Source organism: Streptomyces sp. ASQP_92 (genome assembly GCF_025399895.1).
Lineage (GTDB): Bacteria > Actinomycetota > Actinomycetes > Streptomycetales > Streptomycetaceae > Streptomyces.
Window position 1 is genome coordinate 205745 of the sequence record NZ_JAODUA010000003.1, and the last position, 9225, is coordinate 214969.

12 protein-coding genes are annotated in these 9225 nt (G+C 68.2%); 11 read left to right on the forward strand and 1 reads right to left on the reverse strand.

From position 1 onward, the window contains the following. Nucleotides 1–83: 83 nt before the first annotated feature. The 8 genes from map (at nucleotide 84) to truA (ending at nucleotide 5365) form a co-directional block, all read left to right on the forward strand. Nucleotides 84–929, forward strand: a complete 846-nt coding sequence (gene map / locus N4G70_RS10455) for a type I methionyl aminopeptidase (RefSeq protein ID WP_261712277.1) — start codon at nucleotides 84–86, stop codon at nucleotides 927–929. A gap of 206 nt (nucleotides 930–1135) precedes the next feature. Further along, the gene (gene infA / locus N4G70_RS10460) at nucleotides 1136–1357 is read left to right on the forward strand and encodes a translation initiation factor IF-1 (RefSeq protein ID WP_003956442.1); all 222 of its coding nucleotides are present in this window, start codon (nucleotides 1136–1138) and stop codon (nucleotides 1355–1357) included. Nucleotides 1358–1418: 61 nt separating this feature from the next. After that, nucleotides 1419–1532, forward strand: a complete 114-nt coding sequence (gene rpmJ / locus N4G70_RS10465; protein WP_003956441.1) for a 50S ribosomal protein L36 — start codon at nucleotides 1419–1421, stop codon at nucleotides 1530–1532. 189 nt (nucleotides 1533–1721) lie between these two features. Further along, entirely contained in the window at nucleotides 1722–2102 is a 381-nt protein-coding gene (gene rpsM, locus N4G70_RS10470; protein WP_053727621.1) for a 30S ribosomal protein S13, read from the forward strand. Between the two features lie 71 nt (nucleotides 2103–2173). Next, entirely contained in the window at nucleotides 2174–2578 is a 405-nt protein-coding gene (gene rpsK, locus N4G70_RS10475; protein WP_003956432.1) for a 30S ribosomal protein S11, read from the forward strand. Between the two features lie 136 nt (nucleotides 2579–2714). Then, entirely contained in the window at nucleotides 2715–3737 is a 1023-nt protein-coding gene (locus N4G70_RS10480) for a DNA-directed RNA polymerase subunit alpha (RefSeq protein ID WP_010473911.1), read from the forward strand. A 181-nt stretch (nucleotides 3738–3918) separates the two neighbouring features. Continuing rightward, nucleotides 3919–4407 carry a 50S ribosomal protein L17 gene (gene rplQ / locus N4G70_RS10485; RefSeq protein WP_120721892.1) on the forward strand — a complete coding sequence of 163 codons (489 nt, stop codon included), beginning with the start codon at nucleotides 3919–3921 and terminating at the stop codon, nucleotides 4405–4407. A gap of 85 nt (nucleotides 4408–4492) precedes the next feature. Continuing rightward, nucleotides 4493–5365, forward strand: coding sequence for a tRNA pseudouridine(38-40) synthase TruA (truA, locus tag N4G70_RS10490; protein WP_261712278.1), 873 nt, complete (start codon nucleotides 4493–4495; stop codon nucleotides 5363–5365). Here the strand turns inward: truA and N4G70_RS10495 are convergent. Next, entirely contained in the window at nucleotides 5336–6178 is an 843-nt protein-coding gene (locus N4G70_RS10495) for a hypothetical protein (protein WP_261712279.1), read from the reverse strand. The genes truA and N4G70_RS10495 overlap by 30 nt on opposite strands. A gap of 56 nt (nucleotides 6179–6234) precedes the next feature. On the opposite strand from N4G70_RS10495, the gene N4G70_RS10500 reads away from it, so the two are divergent. The 3 genes from N4G70_RS10500 to rpsI all read left to right on the forward strand — a co-directional run bounded on the left by N4G70_RS10500 (nucleotide 6235) and on the right by rpsI (nucleotide 9141). Next, nucleotides 6235–7857 (forward strand): ABC-F family ATP-binding cassette domain-containing protein, encoded by a 1623-nt coding sequence (locus N4G70_RS10500; protein WP_261712280.1) that lies wholly within the window; start codon nucleotides 6235–6237, stop codon nucleotides 7855–7857. 274 nt (nucleotides 7858–8131) lie between these two features. Beyond that, the gene (gene rplM, locus N4G70_RS10505; RefSeq protein ID WP_053727625.1) at nucleotides 8132–8575 is read left to right on the forward strand and encodes a 50S ribosomal protein L13; all 444 of its coding nucleotides are present in this window, start codon (nucleotides 8132–8134) and stop codon (nucleotides 8573–8575) included. 47 nt (nucleotides 8576–8622) lie between these two features. Beyond that, nucleotides 8623–9141 carry a 30S ribosomal protein S9 gene (gene rpsI, locus N4G70_RS10510; RefSeq protein ID WP_161245589.1) on the forward strand — a complete coding sequence of 173 codons (519 nt, stop codon included), beginning with the start codon at nucleotides 8623–8625 and terminating at the stop codon, nucleotides 9139–9141. Nucleotides 9142–9225 lie beyond the last annotated feature (84 nt).

Sequence of the window (9225 nt, forward strand, 5' to 3'; positions counted from 1 at the left end):
GGCGGCCGAGGCCCCCGGGGCTTGGCCGGGAAGCCTTATCGTGGGGGGTGAACCGTACCTGTCCAGAAAGGCGTGAGCCGCACATGGTGGAGATCAAGACCCCCGAGCAGATCGCGAAGATGCGCGAGGCGGGGCTGGTCGTCGCCGCGATCCACGCCGCCACCCGCGAGGCAGCGGTGCCGGGGTCCACGACGAAGGACCTCGACGAGGTGGCCCGCAAGGTCATCGCCGATCACGGGGCGAAGTCCAACTTCCTGGGGTACGGCGGCTTCCCCGCCACGATCTGCACTTCGGTCAACGAGGTCGTCGTGCACGGCATCCCGGACGACAAGACCGTCCTGAAGGACGGCGACATCATCTCCATCGACGCCGGCGCGATCATCGACGGCTGGCACGGCGACGCCGCGTACACCGCCTTCGTCGGCAGCGGTCACGCCCCCGAGCTGGTCGAGCTCTCCCGGGTGACCGAGGAGTCGATGTGGGCCGGCATCGCCGCGGTGAAGAAGGGCAACAAGCTCATCGACGTCTCGCGCGCGATCGAGTCGTACATCCGCCGCCAGCCCCGCCCGTCGACCGGTAAGTACGGGATCGTCGAGGACTACGGGGGCCACGGCATCGGGTCCGAGATGCACATGGACCCGCACCTCCTGAACTACGTCGACAAGCGCCGGATGCTCGGCCGCCACAACCCGAAGCTCGTCCCGGGCTTCTGCCTGGCGATCGAGCCCATGGTCTCCCTGGGCACGCCCCGCACGGAGGTCCTGGAGGACGACTGGACGGTCATCACGACGGACGGTTCCTGGTCCTCGCACTGGGAGCACTCGGTGGCCCTGACGGAGAACGGCCCGCTGGTCCTGACGATGCCGGACTGCGGGAAGGCCAAGCTGGCGGAGTACGGGGTCACGACGGCCCCGGACCCGCTGGGCTGAGGGCCGGGTGGCCGGGAAACAAGCCGGCCGACCCGCTGGCTCAGACACGTACCTCAGGCCGCTTAAGGATCTACGATGGCGGGCAAACTCCCCGGATTCGTCTTTTCGAGTGGCCTGTCGTAGACTGATGCGTCGGCTCTCGTGTACCCGTGTGTCCACACACGGCTGCGGGAGTCGATCAAGGTAGCCGATTCGAAAGGCGAAGCGTGGCCAAGAAGCAAGGTGCCATCGAAATCGAGGGCACCGTGATCGAGTCCCTCCCGAACGCCATGTTCAAGGTGGAACTCCAGAACGGTCACAAGGTCCTCGCGCACATCAGCGGCAAGATGCGGATGCACTACATCCGCATCCTCCCGGATGACCGGGTCGTGGTGGAGCTCTCTCCGTACGACCTGACGCGTGGCCGGATCGTCTACCGGTACAAGTAGATCTTGCCCGCGCCGTCTGTTCCAGGCGGCGGTGGCACTGACCCGGAGAACCTGACATCCCATGAAGGTCAAGCCGAGCGTCAAGAAGATCTGCGACAAGTGCAAGGTGATCCGCCGTCACGGCCGGGTCATGGTCATCTGCGACAACCTGCGCCACAAGCAGCGCCAGGGCTGACGCACGCCGACCGACCTGCACTCCGCAGTTCTTCGAGCGACGCGAGCAAAACGTACATACGCAGCGCCCACCTGGCCGGTTTCCCCGGCTGGTGACACCTCCGGCGGGGGCCGGGGACCCGAAACGTACCTAGTACGGCGGTCGGGAACGGTGCTGTGGAAGACCCCCGAAAACAACTGGAGCCAGTAAATGGCACGCGTTTCAGGTGTTGACATCCCGCGCGAAAAGCGCGTGGAGATCGCACTCACCTACGTCTTCGGTATCGGGCGCACCCGGTCCAAGGAGATCCTCGCCTCGACCGGCGTGAACCCGAACACCCGCGTTCGCGACCTGGCCGAAGAGGACCTGGTCAAGATCCGCGAGTACGTGGACGCCAACCTGCGTACCGAGGGTGACCTTCGCCGTGAGGTTGCCGCCGACATCCGCCGCAAGGTCGAGATCGGCTGCTACCAGGGTCTGCGCCACCGTCGTGGTCTGCCGGTCCACGGTCAGCGCACCAGCACGAACGCTCGTACCCGCAAGGGCCCGCGTCGCGCCATCGCCGGTAAGAAGAAGCCGGGCAAGAAGTAGTCCACAGCGGACGCTTTTCAGCGGTCTTCGCTGTAGGACCGATCACCTCCCCTCTCCAGCTGGAGTAAGACATGCCCCCCAAGGGTCGTCAGGGCGCTGCCAAGAAGGTGCGCCGCAAGGAAAAGAAGAACGTCGCTCACGGCCACGCGCACATCAAGAGCACGTTCAACAACACCATCGTCTCGATCACGGACCCCTCGGGCAACGTGATCTCCTGGGCGTCCGCCGGCCACGTCGGCTTCAAGGGCTCCCGCAAGTCGACTCCGTTCGCCGCGCAGATGGCCGCCGAGTCGGCCGCCCGCCGCGCGCAGGAGCACGGCATGCGCAAGGTCGACGTCTTCGTCAAGGGTCCGGGCTCCGGCCGTGAGACCGCGATCCGCTCCCTCCAGGCCACTGGCCTCGAGGTCGGCTCGATCCAGGACGTCACCCCCACGCCGCACAACGGCTGCCGTCCCCCCAAGCGCCGCCGCGTCTGACGCACGTCGCTTGACCTGAGGTTCTGGGCGGTACGGCTCTTTCGGGCTGTGCCGCCCGTACCCTTGCAGTACGCAGTACCCCGCAGTACCCAGCAGGGCATCAAATAGTGGGTGCCCATGACTGAAGGATCTCCCCATGCTTATCGCTCAGCGCCCCTCGCTGACCGAAGAGGTCGTTGACGAGTACCGCTCGCGGTTCGTCATCGAGCCCCTGGAGCCCGGCTTCGGCTACACGCTCGGCAACTCCCTGCGTCGTACGCTCCTCTCCTCGATCCCCGGCGCCGCTGTCACCAGCATCCGGATCGACGGTGTCCTGCACGAGTTCACCACCGTGCCGGGCGTCAAGGAAGACGTCACCGACCTCATCCTCAACATCAAGCAGCTGGTCGTCTCCTCGGAGCACGACGAGCCGGTCGTGATGTACCTGCGCAAGCAGGGTCCCGGCCTGGTCACCGCTGCTGACATCGCCCCGCCGGCCGGTGTCGAGGTGCACAACCCCGACCTGGTGCTCGCCACGCTCAACGGCAAGGGCAAGCTGGAGATGGAGCTGACCGTCGAGCGCGGTCGCGGCTACGTCTCCGCCGTGCAGAACAAGCAGCTGGGCCAGGAGATCGGCCGTATCCCGGTCGACTCCATCTACTCCCCGGTGCTCAAGGTCACGTACAAGGTCGAGGCGACCCGTGTCGAGCAGCGCACCGACTTCGACAAGCTGATCGTCGACGTCGAGACCAAGCAGGCCATGCGTCCCCGTGACGCCATGGCGTCGGCCGGTAAGACCCTGGTCGAGCTGTTCGGTCTGGCGCGCGAGCTCAACATCGACGCCGAGGGCATCGACATGGGCCCGTCCCCGACGGACGCCGCTCTCGCCGCCGATCTCGCCCTGCCGATCGAGGAGCTCGAGCTCACCGTTCGGTCGTACAACTGCCTCAAGCGTGAGGGCATCCACTCCGTGGGTGAGCTCGTGGCGCGCTCCGAGGCGGACCTGCTCGACATCCGCAACTTCGGTGCGAAGTCGATCGACGAGGTCAAGGCGAAGCTGGCCGGTATGGGCCTCGCGCTGAAGGACTCGCCTCCCGGCTTCGACCCGACCGCCGCGGCTGACGCCTTCGGCGCCGATGACGACGCGGATGCCGGGTTCGTGGAGACCGAGCAGTACTAAGAGCTCGGGCCGTCCGGTCCGTTCTTGGGTGCGGGTGCTCTGTGCTTGATCGCGCAGTTCCCCGCGCCCCTTCCGGAAGCGCCCCTTCGGGGCTGCTTCCGGATCTCCGACAGGCAGCCGCCTGCTCGGACACTGACATCGGTACCTCATACGGCCGGTGCAGATCACTAGGAGAATCACCATGCCGCGTCCCGCAAAGGGTGCCCGTCTGGGTGGCAGCGCCGCGCACGAGCGTCTGCTCCTCGCCAACCTGGCGAAGTCGCTCTTCGAGCACGGCCGCATCACGACGACCGAGGCCAAGGCCCGCCGCCTGCGTCCGGTCGCCGAGCGCCTGATCACCAAGGCGAAGAAGGGCGACATCCACAACCGTCGCCTGGTGCTGCAGACGATCACCGACAAGGGCATCGTCCACACCCTCTTCACCGAGATCGCGCCGCGCTACGAGGAGCGTCCGGGTGGCTACACCCGTATCACCAAGATCGGCAACCGCCGTGGTGACAACGCTCCGATGGCCGTGATCGAGCTGGTCGAGGGCGAGATCGCCAAGAAGGCGACCGTCGCCGAGGCCGAGGCCGCCACCGTGCGCGCCGTCAAGGAGTCCGACGCCAAGGCCGCTGACGCCGAGAACGTCGAGGACGCCAAGCCGGCCGACGAGGCGAAGGACGCGTAAGCGTTCTGAAGGCTGGTGAACGGGCCCGTTCCCTTCGGGGGGCGGGCCCGTTCTGCTGCGGGGATGCTTTGAGAGGATCTGTTACGTGAGTGATGAGGTGGAGCCCGGCCTCGTCCGGGTGCGGCTTGACCTGTCCTATGACGGCAAGGACTTCTCCGGCTGGGCCCGGCAGCCGCTGGGGCGCAGGACCGTGCAGGGCGAGATCGAGGACGCGCTGCGCACGGTGACGCGCTCGGCGGAGACGTACGACCTGACCGTCGCCGGACGTACGGACGCCGGGGTGCACGCGCGTGGCCAGGTCGCCCATGTCGACCTGCCCGAAGAGGTGTGGGCCGAGCACCGCGAGAAGCTGCTGCGGCGCCTCGCCGGGCGGCTGCCGCACGATGTGCGGATCTGGCGGGTCGCCGAGGCCCCGAGCGGATTCAACGCCCGGTTCTCGGCCATCTGGCGCCGGTACGCGTACCGGGTGACCGACAACGTGGGCGGGGTGGACCCGCTGCTGCGCGGTCATGTCCTGTGGCACGACTGGGAGTTGGACGTCGACGCCATGAACGCGGCGTCCGCCGCGCTGCTCGGCGAGCACGACTTCGCGGCGTACTGCAAGAAGCGCGAGGGCGCCACCACCATCCGCACCCTCCAGGAGCTGTCCTGGGCGCGCGGCGACGACGGGATCATCACCGCGACCGTGCGCGCGGACGCCTTCTGCCACAACATGGTGCGCTCACTGGTGGGCGCGCTGCTGTACGTCGGTGACGGGCACCGGGGTGTGGAGTGGCCCGGCACGGTCCTCGCGGCGGCGGTGCGCGACTCCTCCGTGCATGTGGTCAAGCCGCACGGGCTGACCCTGGAGGAAGTCGGTTACCCCGCCGACGAGTTGCTTGCCGCGCGCAGCAAGGAAGCGCGCAACCTGCGTACCCTGCCCGGGAGTTCAGGCGGCGGGGCGGGCGGCTGCTGCTGAGGCCTGGTTGCGGCCGCGGGCCACGATCTGGTCGAAGGTGAACTTCGCGAGGTCGTTGCCCGCGGCGAAGACGGCCGTGTCGCCCTGCGTCACGTTCTTGCCGTCGGTGAAGCCGCTGATCGTGAAGTAGGCATAGCGGCCATAGGAGTTGGTCGTGTTGCGGCAGACCGACCCGCCGCGGCAGAAGGTGTTCACTCCGGAGCCGGAGAGCGAGGCTATGCCGCCCGACGCCTGCTCCTTGGCCTTGGTGGCCTGGACATCGGTGTCGAAGACCGCCACGCCCACGGTGACCGCGACGCCGTCCTTGGTGTAGGTGGCCCGGATGACCTGCCGGCAGCCGTTGTTGGCGAGGGTCGAACCCAGCGAACCCTGGGTGACCGAGGCGCAGTCGGTGACCTTGCCGGTGGGGCCCTTGGCGTAGGCGCCGCTGGGCAGGGCGAGGCTCTGGCCCGGGAAGAGGGTGTCGGCGCCGAGCGGCGCGGTGTCCTTCTTGGCGCTGGCGACGAAGTCGTACGGGTTGGGCGGGGGCGGCGGGGCCACGTGGGAGAACGAGGGCCCCGGCTGCGCGCTGTCGCTGGGCAGTACCGGGGGAGAGGGGAGCGCGCTCGTGGACTTGCCGTCGTCCGAGGAGCCCGCGTTCACGATGACGGTGGCCACGACCGCGACGACCGCCGCGGTGGCGACCGCGCCCGCACCGATGAAGATCCACTTCTTGCGCCGGTTGCGCGCGGCCGAGGCGTCGGCGAGCGCCGCCCAGTCCGGCGTCTGCTGATCCCCCGGGCCCCACCCGGGTCCCCCTTGCCCAAAGCTCATGCCGCGCATCCTAATTCGATTGTTCAGGGGGCCGGTCACTGGGCGACAATCCGCCCATGGGACATCTTGAGGCTGCACACCTGGAGTACTACCTGCCGGACGGGCGGGTGCTGCTCGGCGACGCTTCGTTCCGGGTGGCGGAGGGCTCGGTGGTGGCCCTGGTCGGCGCCAACGGGGCCGGCAAGACGACGTTGTTGAGGATGATCTCCGGTGAGCTCCAGCCGCACGGCGGCTCGGTGTCGGTCAGCGGCGGGCTCGGTGTGATGCCGCAGTTCGTCGGGTCGGTGCGGGACGAGCGGACCGTACGCGACCTGCTGGTGTCGGTGGCCCAGCCGCGGATCAAGGAGGCGGCCGCCGAGGTCGACGCGGCCGAGCACCTGATCATGACGGTGGACGACGAGGCCGCGCAGATGAAGTACGCGCAGGCGCTCAGCGACTGGGCGGAGGCGCGCGGCTACGAGGCCGAGACGGTCTGGGACATGTGCACCATGGCCGCGCTCGGGATGCCGTACGACAAGGCGCAGTTCCGCGAGGTGCGCACGCTCAGCGGCGGCGAGCAGAAGCGGCTCGTCCTGGAGGCGCTGCTGCGCGGGCCCGACGAGGTGCTGCTCCTGGACGAGCCGGACAACTATCTGGACGTCCCCGGCAAGCGCTGGCTGGAGGAGCGGCTGCGGGAGACCCGCAAGACCGTCCTGTTCGTCTCGCACGACCGGGAGCTGCTCTCCCGGGCCGCCGAGCGGATCGTGAGCCTGGAGCCGAGCCCGGCGGGCACGGACGTGTGGGTGCACGGCGCCGGATTCGCCACCTACCACCAGGCGCGCCGGGAGCGGTTCGCGCGCTTCGAGGAGCTCAAGCGGCGCTGGGACGAGGAGCACGCCCGCCTCAAGGCGCTGGTGCTGCGGCTGCGCAACCAGGCCGCGATCAGCCCGGACATGGCGTCCCGCTACCACGCGATGCAGACGCGCTTCAAGAAGTTCGAGGAGGCCGGGCCCCCGCCGGAGCCGCCCCGCGAGCAGGAGATCACCATGCGGCTGCGCGGCGGCCGCACCGGTGTGCGCGCCCTGACCTGCGAGAACCTTGAGCTGACGGGTCTGATGAAGCCGTTCTCGCTGGAGGTCTTCTACGGCGAGCGGGTCGCGGTCCTCGGCTCCAACGGCTCGGGCAAGTCGCACTTCCTGCGGCTGCTGGCCGGGGACGAGTCGGTGGCGTACACCGGGAACTGGAAGCTGGGGGCGCGGGTCGTGCCCGGGCACTTCGCGCAGACCCACGCCCACCCCGAGCTGCTCGGGCGCACCCTCGTCGACATCCTGTGGAGCGAGCACGCCAAGGACCGCGGGGCCGCGATGTCGGTGCTGCGGCGCTACGAGCTGGAGCGGCAGGGCGACCAGGCCTTCGAGAAGCTCTCGGGCGGCCAGCAGGCCCGCTTCCAGATCCTGCTCCTGGAGCTGGCCGGTACCACCGCGCTGCTCCTGGACGAGCCGACGGACAACCTGGACCTGGAGTCCGCGGAGGCGCTCCAGGACGGTCTGGAGTCGTACGACGGGACGGTGCTCGCCGTCACCCACGACCGCTGGTTCTCGAAGTCGTTCGACCGCTATCTGGTCTTCGGTTCGGACGGAGTGGTGCGCGAGACGCCGGAGCCGGTCTGGGACGAGCGCCGGGTGGAGCGGGCGCGATAGGGCGTCTGCCCAGGCCAGGGCCGGGTGCGGCCGGAGGGGGACCGGGGGCCGTCGGGCTGTTTTGACCCGCCTGGGGGCGCCCGGGTAGTCTTCTGGTTTGTTATGCGTATTGGCTCGATCGCTCTCACGCGAGTGGCCCTTACGCAGGTTCTCTGGAGCAGTTACCAGTGGCTCGCATACGGGAAGCGTCCCGGCACTGTGAGTCCCAGCTGCATATCGCTTCAGGGTGCAATGAGTCTGGTACCCCATCCACTGAAGAAGCGAAGGCTACGAAGTGCGTACGTACAGCCCCAAGCCCGGCGACATCACTCGCCAGTGGCACGTCATTGACGCCCGGGACGTCGTCCTGGGTCGTCTGGCGACCACCGCCGCGAACCTCCTCCGGGGCAAGCACAAGCCCGTCTATGCGCCCCACATGGACATGGGTGACTTCGTCATCATCATCAACGCCGACAAGGTTCACCTGTCCGGCAACAAGAAGACCCAGAAGATGGCCTACCGCCACTCCGGCTACCCGGGCGGTCTCCGCTCGGTGCGCTACGACGACCTCCTGGCGAACAACCCGGAGAAGGCCGTCGAGAAGGCCATCAAGGGCATGATCCCCAAGAACACCCTGGGCCGTCAGATGCTCTCGAAGCTGAAGGTCTACTCGGGCGACCAGCACCCCCACGCTGCCCAGCAGCCGGTGCCGTTCGAGATCACCCAGGTCGCGCAGTAGTTCCGGCCACCACACCCCCTAAGACAGAAAAGAATCTGAGGAGCATCGTGGCCGAGACCACTGTCGAGACCCCCGTCGAGGGCGAAGAGACCTACGCGGAGGTCACCACCTTCGAGTCCGAGGTCCCCGTCGAGGGCGAGTACACCACCGAGTCGATGGCGTCCCGCTTCGGCGACCCGCAGCCGGCCGCCGGCCTGGGCCGTCGCAAGAACGCCATCGCCCGTGTCCGGATCGTCCCGGGCACCGGCAAGTGGAAGATCAACGGGCGTACGCTCGAGGACTACTTCCCGAACAAGGTCCACCAGCAGGAAGTCAACGAGCCCTTCAAGGTGCTCGAGCTCGACAACCGCTACGACGTCATCGCCCGCATCTCGGGTGGCGGCGTGTCCGGTCAGGCCGGCGCCCTGCGCCTCGGCGTGGCCCGCGCGCTGAACGAGGCGGACGTGGACAACAACCGCGGCGCCCTCAAGAAGGCCGGCTTCCTCTCCCGCGACGACCGTGCGGTCGAGCGCAAGAAGGCCGGTCTCAAGAAGGCCCGTAAGGCTCCGCAGTACAGCAAGCGCTAAATCCGCGCCTGCCACTACGGCTCTCGTTCGCCCCGGCAGCACTCTGCGTGCTGCCGGGGCGTTCGTCTATCTACCCCGCACTTT

Coding starts and splice junctions, on each gene's coding strand:
- rpsK (WP_003956432.1), top strand. CDS start 2,174: ATGCCCCCCAAGGGTCGTCAGGGCGCTGCCAAGAAGGTGCGCCGCAAG.
- map (WP_261712277.1), top strand. CDS start 84: ATGGTGGAGATCAAGACCCCCGAGCAGATCGCGAAGATGCGCGAGGCG.
- rpsM (WP_053727621.1), top strand. CDS start 1,722: ATGGCACGCGTTTCAGGTGTTGACATCCCGCGCGAAAAGCGCGTGGAG.
- N4G70_RS10480 (WP_010473911.1), top strand. CDS start 2,715: ATGCTTATCGCTCAGCGCCCCTCGCTGACCGAAGAGGTCGTTGACGAG.
- N4G70_RS10500 (WP_261712280.1), top strand. CDS start 6,235: ATGGGACATCTTGAGGCTGCACACCTGGAGTACTACCTGCCGGACGGG.
- rpmJ (WP_003956441.1), top strand. CDS start 1,419: ATGAAGGTCAAGCCGAGCGTCAAGAAGATCTGCGACAAGTGCAAGGTG.
- rplQ (WP_120721892.1), top strand. CDS start 3,919: ATGCCGCGTCCCGCAAAGGGTGCCCGTCTGGGTGGCAGCGCCGCGCAC.
- N4G70_RS10495 (WP_261712279.1), bottom strand. CDS start 6,178: ATGAGCTTTGGGCAAGGGGGACCCGGGTGGGGCCCGGGGGATCAGCAG.